General features: G+C 44.0%; 14 protein-coding genes. 11 read left to right on the top strand and 3 right to left on the bottom strand.

Annotation, left to right across the window (positions count from 1 at the left end; genetic code table 11):
* Window positions 1-321: 321 nt before the first annotated feature.
* From H6F63_RS22125 to H6F63_RS22095, 7 genes are all read left to right on the top strand, one after another.
* Complete coding sequence (locus H6F63_RS22125; RefSeq protein ID WP_190639640.1) at window positions 322-1227, top strand: TatD family hydrolase; 906 nt, start codon at window positions 322-324, stop codon at window positions 1225-1227.
* A 101-nt stretch (window positions 1228-1328) separates the two neighbouring features.
* Window positions 1329-2243 (top strand): UbiA-like protein EboC, encoded by a 915-nt coding sequence (eboC, locus tag H6F63_RS22120; protein WP_347276827.1) that lies wholly within the window; start codon window positions 1329-1331, stop codon window positions 2241-2243.
* Between the two features lie 81 nt (window positions 2244-2324).
* A complete protein-coding gene (gene tyrA / locus H6F63_RS22115; RefSeq protein WP_190639576.1) occupies window positions 2325-3365 on the top strand; it encodes a bifunctional chorismate mutase/prephenate dehydrogenase in 1041 nt (346 codons plus the stop codon).
* Window positions 3366-3562: 197 nt separating this feature from the next.
* Window positions 3563-4216 carry a DsbA family oxidoreductase gene (locus H6F63_RS22110; protein ID WP_190639575.1) on the top strand — a complete coding sequence of 218 codons (654 nt, stop codon included), beginning with the start codon at window positions 3563-3565 and terminating at the stop codon, window positions 4214-4216.
* 35 nt (window positions 4217-4251) lie between these two features.
* On the top strand, window positions 4252-5478 hold the full coding sequence (locus H6F63_RS22105; RefSeq protein WP_190639574.1) for a 3-dehydroquinate synthase: 1227 nt from the start codon (window positions 4252-4254) through the stop codon (window positions 5476-5478).
* Between the two features lie 201 nt (window positions 5479-5679).
* Window positions 5680-6900, top strand: coding sequence for a metabolite traffic protein EboE (gene eboE, locus H6F63_RS22100; RefSeq protein ID WP_190639573.1), 1221 nt, complete (start codon window positions 5680-5682; stop codon window positions 6898-6900).
* Window positions 6901-7132: 232 nt separating this feature from the next.
* Complete coding sequence (locus H6F63_RS22095) at window positions 7133-8524, top strand: nucleotide pyrophosphatase/phosphodiesterase family protein (protein ID WP_190639572.1); 1392 nt, start codon at window positions 7133-7135, stop codon at window positions 8522-8524.
* A gap of 52 nt (window positions 8525-8576) precedes the next feature.
* On the opposite strand, the gene miaA is transcribed toward H6F63_RS22095, so the two are convergent.
* A complete protein-coding gene (gene miaA, locus H6F63_RS22090) occupies window positions 8577-9482 on the bottom strand; it encodes a tRNA (adenosine(37)-N6)-dimethylallyltransferase MiaA (RefSeq protein ID WP_190639571.1) in 906 nt (301 codons plus the stop codon).
* 173 nt (window positions 9483-9655) lie between these two features.
* Here miaA and gyrB point away from each other — a divergent pair, with 173 nt between their 5' ends.
* From gyrB to H6F63_RS30185, 3 genes are all read left to right on the top strand, one after another.
* Entirely contained in the window at window positions 9656-11599 is a 1944-nt protein-coding gene (gene gyrB / locus H6F63_RS22085) for a DNA topoisomerase (ATP-hydrolyzing) subunit B (protein ID WP_190639570.1), read from the top strand.
* 309 nt (window positions 11600-11908) lie between these two features.
* Window positions 11909-12859 (top strand): type IV pilin-like G/H family protein, encoded by a 951-nt coding sequence (locus H6F63_RS22080; RefSeq protein WP_190417345.1) that lies wholly within the window; start codon window positions 11909-11911, stop codon window positions 12857-12859.
* A 153-nt stretch (window positions 12860-13012) separates the two neighbouring features.
* Window positions 13013-15055 carry a dipeptide ABC transporter ATP-binding protein gene (locus H6F63_RS30185; protein WP_190639569.1) on the top strand — a complete coding sequence of 681 codons (2043 nt, stop codon included), beginning with the start codon at window positions 13013-13015 and terminating at the stop codon, window positions 15053-15055.
* A gap of 220 nt (window positions 15056-15275) precedes the next feature.
* On the opposite strand, the gene H6F63_RS22070 is transcribed toward H6F63_RS30185, so the two are convergent.
* A complete protein-coding gene (locus H6F63_RS22070) occupies window positions 15276-17072 on the bottom strand; it encodes a serine/threonine-protein kinase (protein WP_190639568.1) in 1797 nt (598 codons plus the stop codon).
* 289 nt (window positions 17073-17361) lie between these two features.
* The gene (locus H6F63_RS22065) at window positions 17362-18663 is read right to left on the bottom strand and encodes a serine/threonine-protein kinase (protein WP_190639567.1); all 1302 of its coding nucleotides are present in this window, start codon (window positions 18661-18663) and stop codon (window positions 17362-17364) included.
* A gap of 229 nt (window positions 18664-18892) precedes the next feature.
* Here H6F63_RS22065 and H6F63_RS22060 point away from each other — a divergent pair, with 229 nt between their 5' ends.
* The gene (locus H6F63_RS22060; RefSeq protein WP_190639566.1) at window positions 18893-19576 is read left to right on the top strand and encodes an S-layer homology domain-containing protein; all 684 of its coding nucleotides are present in this window, start codon (window positions 18893-18895) and stop codon (window positions 19574-19576) included.
* The last annotated feature ends 52 nt before the right edge of the window (window positions 19577-19628 follow it).

Here is a 19628-nt window from a genome sequence, read left to right as displayed (position 1 = left end):
ATTAAAATACTCTTCCAGAAGCCGCAAAGCGTCTAAGGGGCTTCATAGCTAAAGTCGTCGTCACTATTCCTTGGTAAATGTTTCAACCTGTTTTAACGGGTTTAAATTTTCAGCCGGAAGTTTATTTCCAGGGATATGAATGCAATAAGCCACAATCTGAAAAAGTTTTGAGTTAAATCTTGTCTAATAATTCAAAACTCATGTGATGTGTCACTTTCCAAGTCAGAACCCCCCTAACAAGGGGAGAAAAGTTGTACATAACTCAAAACTCATAACTCTGCAAAATCCATTATTCAAGAAGTAACCATGTCTAACAACAGGATGTTCATCGATCCTCACATTCATATGTCCTCCCGCACGAGTTACGATTACCTCGTGATGCGAGAGTATGGCATTGTTGCCGTCATTGAACCTTCCTTCTGGTTGGGACAGCCCCGGACTAACGCCGGAAGTTTTAAGGACTATTACAGCAGCATTGTCGGGTGGGAGCGGTTCCGAGCCAGCCAGTTTGGGATCAAACACTACTGCACAATTGGCTTGAACCCGAAAGAAGCTAACAACGAGGCGTTAGCAGAAGAAGTTATGGAACTGTTGCCGCTTTATGCCTGTAAAGAGGGCGTGGTTGCTATTGGTGAAATTGGCTATGACGATATGACACCAGCTGAGGACAAATATTTTCGTCTACAGCTAGAGTTAGCAAAAGAATTAGATATGGTGGTGTTGATTCACACTCCCCACCGCAACAAGAAAGCAGGTACTAACCGCAGCATGGATCGTTGTATTGAGCATGGATTAGATCCAGCGCAGGTGATTATAGACCACAACAACGAGGAAACTGTTGAAGAGGTACTAAATAGAGGTTTCTGGGCTGCTTTCACGATTTATCCGCAGACCAAGATGGGGAATGCCAGGATGGTGGAGATCGTGCGCCAGTATGGATGCGATCGCGTAATCGTAGACAGTAGTGCAGATTGGGGAGTCAGCGATCCCCTAGCTGTACCTAAGACAGCCCAGCTAATGCTAGAACGGGGAATCTCAGAAGAGTATGTGCGGGCTGTCTGTTACGAAAATGCCCTAAAAGCTTATAGCCAAAGTGGTCAGATGAAAGAAGCAGACTGGCTAGAACCGTTACCTATTGACCAACGCGAACTTTTCAACGGAAATTCGGTACTGCGCGGACAGTCACCAGTCGTAGAGTCTAACCGCGACTTTGCACTCATTGAGTAATTGGCTCATGGCTCATAGTCAATTCACTATTAGCTATTAGCAAAAAATAGCCTTCTACCTCATAACTCCCGAAAAAAATCTTATAATCACGGAGAATCACAGTGAATGCTGCAAGTTTGAGTTCCCACCGTTTGTGGGCTTATCTACAGCTAATGCGACCTGCCAATATTGTTACTGCTTGGGCAGACATTCTAGTTGGTTTTGCAGCTTCAGGAGCGATCGCATTCCTAAATCAAACGCTAACAGGATCGGCAACACTTGCATGGTTACTTCTAGCTACCACAGGTTTATACGGTGGCGGTGTAGTATTTAATGATGTATTCGACGCTGAACTGGATGCCAAAGAGCGACCAGAAAGACCAATTCCTAGCGATCGCGCATCCCGTCAAGGTGCGATCGCGCTTGGAAGTCTGCTTTTAGTTGTCGGCATAGTTGCAGCCTTGCAAGTATCCTGGTTGAGTGGCGCGATCGCTGCTACCATCGCCTTTGCCGCCCTACTATATGATGCTTTCGGCAAACACCACTCAATTCTTGGCCCCGTCAACATGGGCATTTGTCGCGGCGGCAATTTATTGCTAGGCGTGAGTGCTGTACCAGCAATGTTAGGAGAACGCTGGTTTTTAGCTTTAATTCCTATCACATACATTGCTGCTGTCACTGCTATTAGCCAAGGTGAAGTACATGGGGGAAAAGCGACTACGGGAATAACAGCTTTGCTATTTGTTGGCGCAGTCATTGCCAGCATATTAGCGCTGGGGCTTTTGCCAGATTATCAAGTTCTCGCCGCATTGCCGTTTATTGTTTTATTTGCTGGGCGGGTTTTACCTGCTTTTGTAAAAGCCGTCCGCGAACCAACTCCAGACCTGATTCGAGTCGCAGTGAAGGTGGGCGTATTGTCGTTAATAGTCTTGGATGCGACAGTTGCAGCTGGTTTCGCAAATTTACCTTATGGTTTGTTGGTCTTGAGCCTGCTGCCAATCTCAATGATACTGGCACAAATATTTGCTGTGACTTGAAGCCCAGCCTCCGCGTTCATGGCTCATGGTAATAAACAATTAGCCATTAGCAATGAAAACAATACTAACGAGCAGTTTTATATGATACCAGATAAGCTCAAACAAACTGACCAATTTCTAATCAAGCTATTACGCGATCGCATATCGATTTTGAGTGAATCAGAAGTTCCAATTGAAGAACAACTTTCCTATATTGCTCCCTTTCTTTCCCAGATTGGTGTTCCGGAATCTGTTTGGGAAAATGTAGTAACGAGTTGTCTCGCCGTTGCCAGTAACTTTTCATCTGTAAATAATGTCAGTCCCCGACAAATTACTATTATCGGCGGACTTGGCAGAATGGGAAAATTGTTTACACAACAACTCTCAGCAGCAGGCCACAACGTTAGCATTCTTGAACACAATGATTGGGATAATGCAGATAAACTGCTAAGCCAAGCAGACCTAGTTTTAATCAGCGTGCCTATTGACAGAACGATAGATGTAATCAAGCGTACAGCTAAATATCTTTCTCCAACTACAGCACTGGCAGATATTACCAGTATCAAGACTCAGCCAGTACAAGCAATGCTCGATTTCCATGCTGGGCCTGTAATCGGATTACATCCCATGTTTGGCCCAACTGTCAAATCTTTCCTATCCCAAAAAGTTGTAGTTTGTCCAGGGCGAAATCAGGATTCATTTCAATGGTTTCTAGACTTCATAGAAAGTCAGGGTAGCAAGCTGATTGTATGCACTCCTCAAGAACATGACCGCATGATGGTAATTATTCAAGCAACGCGGCATTTCTCTAGATTTAGTCTCGGTGTTTTTCTAGCAGCAGAAAGAATAGACATAGACCGTAGTTTATCGATGTCAACCCCAAGTTATCGCTTAGAAATTGACATAGTAAAACGTTTGTTTGCCCAAAGTCCGCCCTTATGTGTGGACATCATGCTGGCAACAGAAGACAGATGTCAAACTATTGAGAGATTGGCGAACACCTACAGCCAATTAGCAAAAGTGGTGGCACAGAAAGACCGCTCCGCCTTAATCGAAGAATTTGAAACAGTTCAAAACTTTTTCGCCGAAGAAATCATCCAACCCACAGAAAAAGAATACACACTTAATGCTCTGGTTAACTGAGGAAAATAGAACCACAACAATCAAAATTCATTTATATAACAATCCTCAGTAATTTATGAAGTTCTCCCTTTCCTCCTCTTTTGCTCTTGGGTAGTTCGTTTAAAAAGTAACTTTCAAAACTCAGGGCTGGTATATAACTCCCTCCTTTCTCCTCCTCTGAGGTTCATTAATCTTCAAAAATAAAACCAGATTGCCATATGCTCATTGAAATTTTTCACGATACCGCCTGCCCTTGGTGCTATATTGGCACAAAACATCTCTTCGATGCACTTGAAAAATGGCAATACGAAGCAATAAAGATTCAGTGGCATCCCTTCTTGTTAGATGACACAATTCCCCCTCAAGGAGTTGAGTTTCGCGCCTTTATGAAGGCGCGAAAAGGCATGGAACCCGAAGAATTGAAACGCCTGTTTGACTACACTAAGCAAAGAGGTGAGGCATCTGGCGTAAAACTAGATTTCAACAAAATATCTTTGGCTGTTAATACAACGCTTTCCCATCAGATGATCGCACTTTCCCCAACAAAAAGTAAAAATGCTGTAGTTGAAGCAATTTACAAAGCTTACTTTGAAGAAGGGTTAAACATCGGAGACATCGAAACCCTTGTTTCTGTGGGCAAAGCTGCTGGCATAGATGCTACACAATTACGCAGCCTTTTAAGCAGTGATGCTGCCCTAGATGAGGTGATGGCTGATGCGACATCTGCGCGACGTAGCGGTATCAACAGCGTGCCTTTCTTCATCTTCAATAACAAAATCAACGTCAATGGTTCTCAGTCGGTAGAAGTGTTTCTTCAAACTTTGGAACGCGCTGCACTTCCGGAAACGTTGAAAGTGAATTCTTTGTGGTAAGTACGATTGTTCGCGGTAATTTAAAAAACAAAAATATGACAACTGGCATCAAGCAAAAGACTGATTTGAATCTGGAACCGATTCATCAATGTGTCCCCGTTACCTTTCGCTATAACGTTCACTTTACCAAAGGTTTGTTTGAATTGGACAATCCTTTGCTTGCACAAGCGATCGCATCCGAAGGAGATGCGGAACCAAAGAAAGTAATAGCAGTTGTAGATGGAGGGTTATTGCGGTTTCATCGGGGGCTGTTAGGTAAATTAGCAGCGTATAGCGAGCATTATGGAGACATCCTAACGCTCATGCTTGAGCCGATGATAGTCCTTGGGGGAGAAGCAGCTAAAAACGAACCAATGTTGCTAGAGCAAATTCACAAACTTATTGATTCAGCTGGCTTATGTCGTCATTCGTACATCTTGGCGATTGGGGGAGGAGCCATGCTAGATATGGTGGGATATGCCGCAGCAACTGCTCACAGAGGCATTCGATTAATCCGAATTCCTACAACAGTATTGGCGCAAAATGATTCCGGAGTCGGAGTAAAAAATGGAATTAATGCCTTTGGAAAAAAGAACTTTCTCGGTACTTTTGCACCTCCTCATGCTGTCTTGAATGACTTTGATTTTCTGGCTACTTTGAACGAGCGAGACTGGCGCTCCGGTGTTGCTGAGGCGGTCAAAGTTGCACTGATTAAAGATAGGAAATTCTTTGAGTATATCCAGACGCACGCACAAGCGATCGCTTGTCGCGATATGGACATCATGCAACAGCTAATCTATCGCTGCGCCCAGTTACACTTACAACACATTGCCACCAGCGGCGATCCCTTTGAAATGGGTTCATCGCGTCCCCTAGATTTCGGTCACTGGGCGGCTCACAGGCTAGAGCATTTGACAAATTACAGCCTGCGTCATGGCGAAGCAGTGGCAATTGGAATTGCACTGGATAGCACCTATTCTTATCTAGCTGGACTGCTTTCCGCGTCGCACTGGCAGCAGATAATGAATACACTCAAGGCATTGGGTTTTACGCTTTATGTGCCGGAACTAGCTCCAACACAGCCAGGAAATTCCCGATGCTTATTCCGGGGACTAACCGAGTTTCGGGAACATTTGGGCGGTGAATTAACCCTAATGCTGCTGCAAGGAATTGGGCAGGGAATTGAAGTTCACGAAGTCGATATCTCTTTATATATGCAAGCCGTTTCTATCCTGAAACAGCTTGATAAAGCTAAGCAGACAGTAACTTGTAGGTTGGGTTGAGTACCGTTCACCCAACTTACCTTATCAAGTTAGGTGTCATTCGATAGTAGCGAGGAATGGCACTGATTAAGGAGCCTCGAAATAAATTTCGGGTTCAGAGCTTAAGTAAGCTTTGAACCCGTCCCAACGGGTTTTAGCTTTAAGCCTAAACTAAAGTTTAGGGCTTAAGTTCAGTGCCATTCGATAGTAGAGAACGTAAGCATGAAAATTGGGAACAGCAGCTTTCACTTAACTTATTGCACAAACATTCATCCAGGCGAAAACTGGAGCGAAGTCTTCGCCAACCTGAAAAAATACGTTCCAAATCTCCAAGCAAGATTGGCACCAGGGAAACCATTCGGTATTGGGTTACGGTTATCAGATATAGCAGCACGGGAACTGCTGGAAGAAGATACTTTAGCTCAATTTCAAATATGGCTGAATCAACAAAATTTATACGTGTTTACCTTAAATGGATTTCCTTACGGGGGATTTCATCGGCAAGTTGTAAAAGACCAAGTTTATGCACCAGATTGGTCAAAGCAGGAACGGTTAGATTATACAATCCGCTTGGCGAAAATTCTGGCAGCCTTATTACCAGAAGAAATTGACGGCGGAATTTCTACATTGCCGTTATCTTATAAACCCTGGTGGGTAGAAGACAAAGTAAGCTGCGATGCAGTCTTCAAAAACAGCAGTTTAAACTTAGCTTTAGCTGCTGCCGAAATGGTACGCATCCGGGAAGAAACAGGGAAACTGCTGCATTTGGATTTGGAACCGGAACCGGATGGATTAATTGAAAATGCTGCCGAAGTCATTGATTTCTTCCAAAATTGGTTATTACCAATCGGAGGAGCGTGGTTAGCAAAACACTTGGATATTTCGCAGGAAGTAGCCGAGGCAAAGTTGTTTGAACACCTGCGCGTTTGCTATGACACCTGTCATTTCGCGGTGGAATATGAAGATCCAATATCAGTTTTTAAAAGTTTCAAAGCGGCGGGAATTCAAATTGGGAAGATTCAGCTAAGCGCCGCAATTCAGGTGGCGTTGCCTTCTACTGTTCAGGAACAGAACTTGCTAATTGAACGGTTGCATCCTTTTGCAGAATCTACCTATCTGCACCAAGTTATAGAGCGGAATGGTGATGGAACTTTGCATCACTATCCTGACTTAGCAACTGCTTTACCGCACCTCAAGCAATCATCCGCCGAGGAGTGGCGAACTCACTTTCACGTCCCAATTTTTATCCGCGATTATCAAATATTACAGTCTACTCAAGACGATATTGTGACTGTTCTAGATCTGCTGCAAGAAAATACCTGTAAGCACTTGGAGATTGAAACTTACACTTGGGATGTGTTGCCATCCGAGATGAAGATGGATTTATTAACATCTATCCAGAGAGAGTATGAATGGGTGTTGGGAACGGTTGGTAATTGCTAATTTCTATTTGCTTTTGAGCAATAATATCAAAACTGTTTGTAAGAAGCTCGCCTCCAGACCCTATCAGTAAACGGGGAGCAATAAAAGTTTGGCTTTGTTATTTTTAAATGCCTCCGGAGGGAAGCAATAAAAGTTTGTATTTTCTTGGTCTGTGATTACTGAACAAGGGTAGGAAATGAAGCTGTCTCTCAACGCCGCTCAAATTTTAGATAACTAATAATCAATAAAAATAATGCAGAAAACAGTTGTTCTCAATGTCGTAGGATTAACGCCCAGTTTATTAGGAAAACATACACCGTTTTTATCAGAATGGGCGGCACAAGGACAAGTGATTCCCATTAAACCAGCATTGCCTGCTGTAACTTGTTCGGTTCAAGCGACTTACTTAACTGGAAAATGGCCTAATGAGCATGGCATTGTTGGTAATGGTTGGTACTTTCGAGATGAATGTGAAATAAAATTCTGGCGACAGTCTAACAAATTAATTCAGGCTCCGAAAGTGTGGGAAACGGCGCGATCGCTTGACCCCACCTTCACCTGTGCTAACCTCTTCTGGTGGTACAATATGTATTCTTCAGCAGATATTTCGGTGACACCACGACCGATGTATCCCGCTGACGGCAGGAAAATTCCTGATATTTATACTCAACCTGCCGAGTTGCGATCGCATCTTCAAGATCGTCTCGGTACTTTTCCTTTATTCGAGTTTTGGGGCCCAAAAACGTCTATCCGTTCCAGTCAGTGGATCGCTGAGTCAGCTAAGGTTGTAGAAAAGATGTATGCTCCCACATTAACTTTAATTTATATTCCGCACTTAGATTACAACTTGCAGCGGCTGGGTACTGATGAGCAAGCGATCGCAACTGATTTAAAAGAGGTAGACGACGTATGCAAGGACTTAATCCAGTTTTACGAATCTCGCGGAGCGCAAGTAATAGTTCTTTCTGAATATGGAATAACCCCCGTAAATAAAGCCGTCTCATTAAACCGAATATTGCGGGAAAATGGCTATCTTGCAGTGAGGGAAGAGTTGGGATTAGAGTTACTGGATGCAGGAGCAAGTATTGCTTTCGCCGTTGCAGATCACCAAGTAGCTCACATCTATATAAACGACAAAGACAAAGTTTCACAAGTGCGGGATTTAATCGAAAAAGTGCCAGGTGTGGAATTAGTTTTAGGCGAAAAAGAGAAGGCTACTTACCATTTAAATCATCCTCGTTCTGGTGAATTAGTAGTTATTGCTGCTCCTAACTCTTGGTTCACATACTATTACTGGTTGGACGACACCAAAGCACCAGATTTTGCCCGTAATGTAGATATTCACCGCAAGCCTGGTTACGACCCAGCGGAGTTATTTATCGACCCTTCTATTAAGTTTCCTCAGTTGAAGATAGCTGGGATATTGCTTAAGAAGAAACTTGGATTTCGCACTTTGTTAGATGTCATTCCCCTAGAGGCTTCGTTAGTGAAAGGTTCTCATGGGCGACTTCCTAATTCTCCTGACGATGCGCCATTAATTATTACTCATAATACCAATCTGCTGCCAGCTACCCTAGAGGCGACAGACATCCACGATATCATCTTATCCCACTTACAAAAGGGTGTAATCCAAAATGGTCGGTAGAGGAAAGAGTATAATTGTCCAGGCATTTCTACTAATGACAATTTAATCTTTATTAGGGATTAAAACTATGCAGATTTTCGAGGAAATCTTGCACTCGCTGCCATACTTGCTCTAATAAATCAGGAGACTCTGCATCAAACCATTCAATTTGAGGATATGCCTTAAACCAAGTTCGCTGTCGCTTGGCAAATTGGGAAGTGTGCAAAACTGTTAATTGTTTCGCTTCATTCAAAGAAATTTCCCCAGCTAAATATTGCTTCATTTCTCGATATCCCAGCGTATTCAGCAGAGGCAAATCAAAACTGTATTTTTGACACAAGGCTTTTACTTCTGCTTCCCAACCAGCTGCTAACATCTGTTCTGTGCGCTGTTCAATGCGGCGGGTGAGATCAGAGCGATCGCAATCTAACCCAATTTGCAAAATGGGATAATCGGGTGGGTTCTCTCCTTGCTGCTCGGAGATGGCACGACCAGTAACATAATATACTTCTAAAGCGCGTAACGTCCGCACGGGATCGTTGGGATGAATTTTCTTTGCCGCAGCGGGATCGACTTGTTGCACAAAGGCGTAAAGTTGAGTTTGGCCAAAAGAGGAAAGTTGCGATCGCAATTCCTTCTGCGGTGCCACTCTGGGAATCTTTAACCCCTTAACCACAGAATTGATGTAAAGTCCAGTACCTCCAACCATTACTAAAGGAGCAGGTACACAAGCAATCAAAGCTTGCGCCTGTTGTTGGTAATCTGCCACAGTTAAGGTTTCCGTGGGATCGCAGATATCAATTAAGTAGTGCTGCACCAACTTTTTATCCGTCTCGCTTGGCTTAGCTGTCCCGATATCAAATTCGCGGTACACTTGACGCGAATCAGCACTGAGAATCGCCGAACCCAGCCGCTGCGCCAAAGCCAAACCTAGCCCAGACTTACCCGTTGCCGTCGCACCACAGATTACGATGAGCATCTAACTCCTCGCCTCCTAACTTTACCCTGTTATTCATGGGTATATCCCCTAGACAAATCGCTCTTTATATTGACCCACAGCCGCTTTGAAAGCTTTTATGTTACAATTTTGGAGTGTTTTTCCCTTTTTGGAGTCCCGGTAGGGTTCCAAGCCATTATTGGAGAATCCTTTTCATGACGAGCAGTTACAGTGCCGATCAGATTCAAGTTCTGGAAGGTTTAGAACCAGTCCGGAAACGACCGGGGATGTACATCGGTTCCACTGGACCCCGTGGACTTCACCATCTAGTTTACGAGGTAGTGGACAACTCGGTTGATGAGGCTCTGGCTGGCTACTGCACTCATATTGAGATAGACATCAACGCCGATGGTTCTGTCACAGTCACAGACGACGGCCGAGGCATTCCCACAGATACTCATCCTACCACTGGCAAATCAGCCTTAGAAACGGTGATGACGGTGCTGCACGCCGGAGGTAAGTTTGGTGGTGGCGGCTACAAGGTTTCTGGTGGTTTGCATGGTGTCGGTATTTCAGTAGTGAATGCCTTGTCCGAGTGGGTAGACGTGACCGTTTGGCGCGAGAAGCGGGAGCATACCATGCGCTTTGAGCGCGGTATTCCTGTCACAGAACTAAAAGCCAAGCCAATTAAAGAAGCCAAAACAGGCACCTCGATTAGTTTCAAGCCAGATTTGCAGATTTTTGTGACTACTGGCATTGAGTTTGATTACACCACCTTGGCGAGTCGTCTGCGGGAGCTTGCTTACTTAAATGCGGGTGTCAAAATCACGTTTACTGACAACCGCCTGGAATTGGTTAAGAGTGGAGAGCCAAGAGTAGAAACCTACTGTTACGAGGGAGGTATTAAAGAGTATATCGCCTATATGAATGGCGATAAGCAGGCTCTCCACGAAGAAATTATCTATGTATCCGGCGAACGCAACAATGTGCAGGTAGAGGTGGCGTTGCAGTGGTGCGTTGATGCTTATACAGACACTCTGCTGGGGTTTGCAAATAATATTCGCACAGTTGACGGCGGTACTCACCTGGAAGGGTTGAAGGCGGTGTTGACGCGGACATTGAATGCGATCGCTCGCAAACGCAACAAAATCAAAGAAAATGAAGCTAACCTCGGCGGAGAGAATGTCCGCGAAGGTTTAACTGGCGTTATCTCCGTCAAAGTCCCTGATCCGGAATTTGAAGGACAAACTAAAACCAAACTCGGTAACACCGAAGTTCGGGGAATCGTTGATTCCCTGGTAGGCGAAGTTCTCACAGAATATTTAGAGTTTCGCCCAAACGTTGCCGATGCAATTCTGGAAAAAGCAATTCAAGCTTTCAAAGCCGCAGAAGCAGCACGTCACGCACGGGAATTAGTGCGCCGCAAATCGGTTTTGGAATCTTCTCCTTTACCGGGTAAATTAGCCGATTGCAGTACGCGAGATCCCTCAGAATCTGAAATTTACATCGTGGAAGGCGACTCAGCCGGAGGAAGCGCCAAGCAAGGACGCGATAGACGCAACCAAGCTATCCTCCCATTGCGCGGTAAAATTCTCAACATTGAGAAAACTGACGATGCCAAAATCTACAAAAACACCGAAATCCAGGCGCTAATCACCGCACTGGGATTGGGTGTCAAGGGTGAGGAGTTCGATGCTTCTCAGCTGCGCTATCACTGCATCGTGATAATGACTGACGCTGACGTAGATGGGGCGCACATTCGGACGCTGTTGTTAACGTTCTTCTATCGTTATCAACGGGCGCTGATTGAGCAGGGTTACATCTATATCGCTTGTCCTCCACTATATAAGGTAGAACGGGGACGCAATCATTACTATTGCTATAGCGATCGCGAACTCAACAACCTGGTACAAAACGATTTCCCCGCCAATGCTAATTACACCATCCAGCGATTCAAAGGCTTGGGTGAAATGATGCCGCAACAGTTGTGGGATACTACCATGAACCCGGAAACTCGCACCCTCAAACGGGTAGAAATTGAAGACGCTGCTGAAGCCGATCGCATCTTTACCGTCTTAATGGGCGATCGCGTCGCACCCCGCCGCGAATTCATCGAAACCTACGGTTCTCGCCTTAACCTCGCCGATCTAGATATCTAGATTACCTGAGTTGTAGAGCGCCATCAAATCCTCACCGCCTGTAGCCATCAGGCGGTGAATTTTTCTCTTGTTGCGATTTACACAGTTGTCGGTTCAACCCGTGTGATGCAAGCGTTACCTAACAAATCCTTAAGAAGGTTGGATTTGGTTCCAATAAACCAACCTACGCTCCTTTATCCTGTACTAAAACAATATCAAAAAAATAAAATATACTATTTTATGTGCTACTTATAAATATTGAACTCCCAAAAGTAACGAAAAAAACCTTAAAATATTCCCAAAAAATTATTAAGGAATTGCCAAAACATAATGATTTACTTTAACGTTCCAGTTAAGAGCTTGTTTGTTGCATCCAGCGTGCTGATAGCAATTGGCAGCACTCTAGCTATATCGGTAAGTACCCAAGCAACAATTCCCACCATCATTGCTCAAACTAAACCCGCACCACAAACAGACGCTGCTAAACAGCAGCTTTTGGGGCAATGGCAAACTAAAGATCCAGAATCGGGAGATTTGGTTACATTTATTTTTGCACCGGAAGGAAAATTATTTATTTTATTTCCCGCACCCGAAGGCGCACCCGAAAGCCCTCCTGTTGCTTTAGGGATTAAGTATCAAATTAATTCCACCGCGAAACCAGGACAAATTGACCTAGTTTTTACCGAAGAAGAAAGCATTAAAAGCATCTTTGAGTTTACCGATAAAAATCAGCTGCGTGTAGAGTTAGAAGGTCGCAAAGCTGGACAATCTAGGCCTACTGCTTTTAGTTCTGAGGCAACAGTTTTCGAGAAGGTTTCTCAGACAACAACATTGCCCGCCAACACTCAAGTAATTGACCTAGAAACTGAAAAGAAAAATGCAGCTGATAATCAACTTCCCAGACCGCAAAGCGAAGCCAAGCTGTATATCGGGATGATGAACAAAGCGCAGCAGGTTTATTATCGAGAACAAGGTAAATTTGCAACAGAATTTGAAGAGACAGGACTGGGAACTGAGCCAGGAAGCGCGTATTATACTTATCGGCTGGCATCACCAGGTAATGAGAAAGAAAGCGTGATGATAACCGCCCAAGCCAAGGATTCTAAACTTCCTAGCTACACAGGGGTTGTGTTCGTCACAAAAAGTAACGGTAAAGCCACTACAATTGCAACTATTTGCGAGACAATTAAACCCTCAACTTCGCCTCCGGCTATGCCCACTGCTCCCAGCAGTGGTTCATCAGAAATAAAATGCCCTGATGGTTCACGTCCCATACAGTAAATGCTTTTGAGGAACTTTCTTCAGGTCGCGCCAGACAGGTTTATAGACCATTGGCGATCGCGATCGCATCTTTGATTACAGAAACATTGAGAACTATTTCCCCAAGATGGAATGAATTGTTAAGATGCAGTTAATTTTCAAACCTTGAGTACCATGAGTGACACCGTTCTAGACGTTCGCAACCTGCAAGTTCAATTTGCAACTGACGAAAAGCTAATTTTGGCAGTTGATGGTATTTCCTTCAAACTGGAGGGCGGGCAAACACTGGGAATTGTAGGAGAGTCGGGGTCGGGAAAATCGGTGACTTCCCTCGCAGTTATGGGTCTGGTGCCAAGTCCAGGGAAGATAAAAGGCGGCGAAATTTGGTTTAAATCACAAGCGAGTAGCAAAGAAAAAGTTAATCTGCTAAATCTGACACCCGAAGAACTGCGTTCCTATCGCGGTGGTCAGATTTCCATGATTTTTCAGGAACCGATGAGTTCCTTAAACCCAGTTTTTACCTGCGGGTATCAGCTAGTCGAGGCAATACGTCAGCATCAAGATGTTTCAGAAAAAGAGGCAAAAAGACAAGCGATCGCGCACCTGCAAGAAGTTAAGTTACTCCCCAGCGATGAGGAGTTGAGAAAACGCTATTTAGAAGCAAATGAAGCGTTAAGCGAAGCGGAAGTTAATCGCCACATCAATCAGCAAAAACTGGCAATATTGGATCGCTATCCCCACGAACTCTCCGGCGGTCAATTGCAGCGGATCATGATTGCAATGGCGATTTCCTGTAACCCAGCAATACTAATTGCTGACGAACCGACAACAGCCCTAGATGTGACAGTACAGGCAACAATTCTGGACTTGCTGCGAGAATTGCGCGATGCCCGTGGAATGTCGATGATGTTTATCGCCCACGATTTGGGCGTAATTGCGGAAATTGCCGACACTGTAGCCGTGATGTATCAGGGAAAAATTGTTGAGTACGGAACAGTGGAGCAGATTTTTTCCAATCCCCAACATCCTTATACCAAAGGTTTGTTAGCTTGTCGCCCCAGCCTGAATCGCCGCGTGCAATATCTCCCCACCGTCTCTGATTTCATGGAAGTTGTGACTACCCCCAGCGGCGAAATCGAGATTCGGGAAAAACCAGTTAATAGGGAAATAGTTGATAGCAACGAACCATTAACAACAACTGCTCAAGGTTCTCCTTTAATCGTTAATAGGAATGACCCATCAACAATAGTAGGTCAAAGTTCATCTTTCATAGTGAACCGAAATGAACCATCAACAACAAACTCCCAACAATCAATCAGAATGGGTCATGCTTCATCGTTCATAGTTAATAACGATGAACCACCAACGGAAAACCCAATTTTACAAGTCCGCGACTTGCAAGTAGGTTTTCCCATAAAAGGGATGTTTGGTCAAACCCAACGCTATATGATGGCGGTGAATAATGTCTCCTTTGATGTTTTTCCCGGTGAAACGCTGGGATTGGTAGGAGAATCCGGTTGCGGCAAAAGTACCTTAGCACGTACCTTACTACGCTTGATTGAACCAATGAGCGGTCAGGTGATATTTGAAAATCAAGACATCACCAAACTCGCGGGAAAGTATCTGCGGCTATTGCGGCGAGAAATGCAAATTATCTTCCAGAACCCATATAGCTCCCTCGATCCGCGCATGAAAATCGGGGAAGCTGTGATAGAGCCGCTACGGATTCATGGCTATGCGAAGACAAAAAAAGAATGCCGCGATCGCGCAACCTATCTGTTAGAGCGCGTAGGCTTGAATCCTATCTTGATGAACCGCTACCCTCACGAGTTTTCTGGCGGACAACGCCAGCGGGTGTGCATTGCTCGTGCTTTGGCACTAAATCCTAAGTTCATCATTTGCGACGAATCTGTATCAGCGCTAGACGTATCTGTACAAGCGCAAGTGCTGAATTTGCTTAAAGAATTACAGAGCGAATTTGGGCTAACTTATATTTTCATTTCTCACGACTTGAGCGTGGTGAAATTTATGAGCGATCGCATTATGGTAATGAACAAAGGCAAAATTGAAGAAATTGGTTCTTCTGAAAGCCTCTACCTCGAACCGAAACAGGAATACACCCGCCAGTTAATTGCCGCCATTCCCACAGGCAGCTTAGAACAAATTCAGCAGCGTCAGCAACAGCGAACCAAAGTATCAGCCGTCAGCGAGAAATAACCCCTCTCCAACCCTCCGCGTTAACAGAGCTACACTGTATACACAAATGGTTTTGGTTAGCAATTAGAGCTTTCGATACCCCCTGACCCCCCTTGAAAAGGGGAGGGAATCAGAGTCAAAGTCCCCCTTTTTAAGGGGGATTTAGCAGGTACAACCCCAAACTCTAGACCCAAGACCTCTGTATACACGGTAGCCGCAAACGGGGGTGGCGTTTTTTCCCCTACGACTTAATCAAATGCTGCTCAAACTTGCGATAGTTAGAAATCAACCTGGCACGCTCAAAAGGCGGGTAAAAAAGCATTGTTCCCAAAGGTAAACCAACTGCCAAAACAGCCAACATCACAAAAGGATTTAACAAGCCTATTTGCAACCCAATTCCTAAACTCATACCTAAGGCAGTTGCTAATAGCGAAACTCCCACAGCCTGACTGGTACTGAATCCTCTTTTTAAGCAAATTGCTGCCAAACTTGCAGCTCCCAAACCAGTTATAAACATACCCAAATCTACCGCGCCAAACCCAGTAACAGTCTTAGAAGCCCCCCTAAACTGTTCGCCAAAACCAGTGACAAACAAAGCCACAATTCCAGTCACAAACAAAGCCACAACTGCATCAAGAGCCGCAAACTTAATTTTATTCTTGGCAAGAAGTTTAGATGCAACAGCAGCCGCCGCCGTCGCCGCAACCGCAGCCGCAACCCCAAACACAGCGACAAACAAAGTAACAAACGCCGCCATTACCACACCCATAGAACCACTATCAGCGACAACTCCACTCCAAGCTTCCGCCTCCACCCAAGCCCCTGCTAAAGCAAGCGCAACCAGCGAGGCTATAAAAATATAAGGGAGTTTTTTTGTAGCAATAGGAATCGGTGCGGTCTGAACTTTAACAGTTACAGTGTGAGTTTCTGGCAAAGAATTAGTGTGTAATAAAACCTGTCGCTCATAAGTTTTATTCGCCATCAATCTGCTGGTGTTAACCTTGATTTTGCAATTAGATTGATTGCTCTCAAACTTGTCTAAATCAAAAGAAATCCAACTGTGTTCCTCTGGGGTATGCGGTGGGTCGCTTTCGTGTGGTGCAACTTCCCAATTACCCTCAAGTACCGTATCGGGAATCGAGTTAGTTATCGCGATACTTTGAGTTACCCTTTCACCTAATTTTTTTGCCTTGAATTCCAAACCCGATTGACTCAGCTTAACTTCTGGTACACGCATCACGTAAATAGGGTTCAGCGCTTCCAAGGCAGCAGCAGCATTAGAATAGCGGTCTTTTGGTTTAATTTCCACCATCTTTTGCAGCCACTCAATCCACCGCAAGCTAAGTTTAGGAACAAGATGCTTAAAATTGATGCGATAATCTTCATCAATTAACTCACCAATTGCTGTAGATTTTATTCCAGTCAGCAAGCAAATCAGCGTTGCTCCCAAACTGTATAAATCTGAAGCTTCGGTAAGATGGCGATGAAATAATTGCTCTGGCGCCATGAAACCTAAAGTTCCTTTTGCCACGCTACTCATCGTCACTTCACCATCACCAATTCTAGCTAAACCAAAATCCACCAGAAACACATTAATTTTCTCATCGACTAAGATATTTTCTGGTTTAATATCCCGATGGATAACAGTGGGAATGCGATTTTGCAGGTAAACCAGAATTTCTAATAGAGAAACAGCAATCTTTTTAATTTCATCCGGGTCAAAACTGCGTGGTACTGCTAATGATGGTGCCTTTTTATACTCTTGCACCATGCAAAAGCCATTTGGCGTTTGGAAAGAATCGAGGTAACGGGGAATGCTGGGGTGTTTTAGCCCTTGTAGCACTTGAATTTCACGCTGATAATTGTCGTATTCTGACCAACTGGCATCTGTTTGGGCGAATTGAAAATGCTTAATAACTACGGGTTGACGGGTTTTCAGATTTGCAGCCAGATAAGTTACTCGACCTCCGGCGCGGTTTTGTCCCAATTGTCGGACTACCTGATAACCGTGGCTAGACAAGTTTGGGAAGTTACTCATGTGTGTGAGAACGAACGCTCATTTCAACTATTTTATGCAACCGCTACGGGTTGCATCATTCAGCAAACAAGGGACAAATGATCAAAGTTGCCCCTTCTGATCCTAGTTCACAAGTCCCGCAATCGGAATGCCAATTTTTGATGTGATTCACACGAGCGAAGTAGGTAAACTATACCTAGTTGAGAAGTGGCTCATTAGAGGCTTGTAATTGTTACACAGCGATCGCGTTTGAAACCCAGTATCTCCAAAGAAGTTAACAATTCTGGCCGTTTGGCAGAACCTATCGACATTATTCAGCTAAAACAGTAATATTCTCCTTCACCACTTTTTGCCCATCTAGGGAGAACACAAAAGTCAAATCACCTGGCTTGTCAACATTTTTATCAAAATCATAAAAACACCCCGTACTCAAACTATTTCCAACGGCAGTGAGAGTCGATTGAGCGGCATAAACCATGCGTCCCGTACTACTAAAAACTTGACATAAACAATCGTATTCTTTATCAATTAATTTAAAGTTGACATAAAAATAAACACGCTTATTATTTTTCAAGATTGAAATATCCTTATTTAATAGTTTATATTTATCATCGAAAGCATGGCTAAACTTTGCCCAATAATCAACTGCTAAAGTCGATTGAACTGTCTTGCTTTCTGGTGCGTTTAATTTAAAGCTTGGTGCCATCATCAAAGCAAAAGCCCCCAAACCAACTAAGCTAAGGCTGGAAAGTGCAACAGCCTTAATTTCCAAGTTCCGTCGCTTATAATTGCGATTAACATCAATTGGCTTTAATGCTGCTTTGGCTGCGGCTGCGTTAGGGTAGCGTTCTTTAAAATTGGGTGCCACCATTTTTTGCAGCCACTCCAGAAATTGCTGATTTATCTGAGGCAACAAATGTTTAAAATTAATCTGGTAAGACGCATCGATCAAGTTGCCAATTTTCGCTGATGGAGTGTTAGTAAGTAAACAAATCAATGTTGCACCTAAACTATACAGATCGGATGCTTCTGTCAGCTGACGATTAAACATTTGTTCTGGTGGCATAAATCCCAAAGTGCCTTTAACAACACTACTCACAGCAAGTTCGCCGCCACCGATACGAGCAAAGCCAAAATCCACTAGGTAAACCTTAATTTCCTCGTCCATTCCTACTAAGATATTTTCAGGTTTAATGTCCCGGTGGATAACGGGAGGCGTTTGATTTTGCAGATAAATTAAAATATCTAATAGTGAGAGAGCAATTTGCTTTATTTCGTCAATTGTCCAGCAACGAGGTGAGGCTAAAGAAGGTGCGGGTTTGTATTCCTGCACCATGCAGAAACCACTGGGAGTTTGGAAGGAATCGAGATACTGCGGGAGACCAGGAGAGGAGAGGCTTCGCAACACTTGAATTTCTTGCTGATAAGCCTCAAAATCTGCCCAATTTGCCCCTGATTGGGCAAACTGAAATTGTTTAATTACAACCTGCACCTCCTCTTGGTAAGGCGGGGTACTTCTTGCCACATAGGTGACGCGACCACCAGCACGATTGTGTCCTAGTTCGCTTTCAATTTTGTAACCGTGGGGAGAAAAATCTGGGAACTTGTTCATAATGGTATGAGAGCGATTTTATATAACTATGTTGCTCGAAAAACTTGAAAAAGGGAAGCGATCGCTTTCGACCAACTCCACCGGAACAAAGCCAAAGCCTTCATCTTCTCCTTACATAGGGGGAAACTTAAAACTGTGCCCCTACTCTACTTTGATTAACCCGACTGGGGGATGAGTATCCGGATATATTTTTTGTACATTAATAGTAACTTTAAAAAGGATTTTCATCATGCGTCGCGTCTTCAGTACTCTTTCCTTATTAGCACTTCTGCAATATTTTCCCGCAACTGTGAATGCTCAACAAACACAACCATCAGAACTACCATCTGACCCAGTTGAGCGAGTTATTGCTGCCAAATTGATGAGTAACTATCCAGATGGCAATTTTTATGCTGAACAAATTATCAGCCGTGCCGAACTTGCTTCAATTTTAGTGAAAACCTTTAACCTTGATAAACGCGAAGGTGCCGATAAACCAGGAGTTGTTGAAGTTCAAGATGTCCCGCCTTCACACTGGGCATATAAAGATATCCAGACAGTTTTAAAAACTGGCATTATGAAAGGCTATCGGAAAAATATGTTTTTCCCAAATCAAAAAATTAATCGTGCCGAAGCCTTTTCTATACTTGCCCAAGCTCACGGTGTATTTCAGTTTAATGACGAAACTGTGCAAACAATTATTGCCCAATATCCAGATGCAGGAAGTATACCTGATTGGGCTAAAAAATCAATGGCAACTGCACTTTATGAGCGGTTTATAAACACTGATGAACAAGGCAATATTTACCCTTTAAATCCTATGAGTCGTGGTGATATGGCTTATGCTTTGAGTCAATTTTTAGAACGACAACAGATAACAGCCCCTTTGTTGCCTGAAGATTCGCCTTTCCCTGGTAGTTCGCGAGACCGATAGTTCTGGTACTTTTGTTTCTTCCAAAAAACCATTTTCTCTCTTGAAAAGAGGT

This window comes from Trichocoleus sp. FACHB-40 (assembly GCF_014695915.1).
GTDB classification, from domain to species: Bacteria; Cyanobacteriota; Cyanobacteriia; order Cyanobacteriales; family FACHB-T130; genus Funiculus; species Funiculus sociatus.
The sequence above is the reverse complement of the archived record's forward strand: the minus strand, read 5'-3'. Positions and strand labels throughout refer to the sequence as shown.

What these genes read in the sequence shown, in the direction of transcription:
- H6F63_RS22125 (WP_190639640.1), top strand. Translation starts at nt 322, where the DNA reads ATGTTCATCGATCCTCACATTCATATGTCCTCCCGCACGAGTTACGAT.
- tyrA (WP_190639576.1), top strand. Translation starts at nt 2,325, where the DNA reads ATGATACCAGATAAGCTCAAACAAACTGACCAATTTCTAATCAAGCTA.
- H6F63_RS22110 (WP_190639575.1), top strand. Translation starts at nt 3,563, where the DNA reads ATGCTCATTGAAATTTTTCACGATACCGCCTGCCCTTGGTGCTATATT.
- H6F63_RS22105 (WP_190639574.1), top strand. Translation starts at nt 4,252, where the DNA reads ATGACAACTGGCATCAAGCAAAAGACTGATTTGAATCTGGAACCGATT.
- eboE (WP_190639573.1), top strand. Translation starts at nt 5,680, where the DNA reads ATGAAAATTGGGAACAGCAGCTTTCACTTAACTTATTGCACAAACATT.
- H6F63_RS22095 (WP_190639572.1), top strand. Translation starts at nt 7,133, where the DNA reads ATGCAGAAAACAGTTGTTCTCAATGTCGTAGGATTAACGCCCAGTTTA.
- miaA (WP_190639571.1), bottom strand. Translation starts at nt 9,482, where the DNA reads ATGCTCATCGTAATCTGTGGTGCGACGGCAACGGGTAAGTCTGGGCTA.
- gyrB (WP_190639570.1), top strand. Translation starts at nt 9,656, where the DNA reads ATGACGAGCAGTTACAGTGCCGATCAGATTCAAGTTCTGGAAGGTTTA.
- H6F63_RS22080 (WP_190417345.1), top strand. Translation starts at nt 11,909, where the DNA reads ATGATTTACTTTAACGTTCCAGTTAAGAGCTTGTTTGTTGCATCCAGC.
- H6F63_RS30185 (WP_190639569.1), top strand. Translation starts at nt 13,013, where the DNA reads ATGAGTGACACCGTTCTAGACGTTCGCAACCTGCAAGTTCAATTTGCA.
- H6F63_RS22070 (WP_190639568.1), bottom strand. Translation starts at nt 17,072, where the DNA reads ATGAGTAACTTCCCAAACTTGTCTAGCCACGGTTATCAGGTAGTCCGA.
- H6F63_RS22065 (WP_190639567.1), bottom strand. Translation starts at nt 18,663, where the DNA reads ATGAACAAGTTCCCAGATTTTTCTCCCCACGGTTACAAAATTGAAAGC.
- H6F63_RS22060 (WP_190639566.1), top strand. Translation starts at nt 18,893, where the DNA reads ATGCGTCGCGTCTTCAGTACTCTTTCCTTATTAGCACTTCTGCAATAT.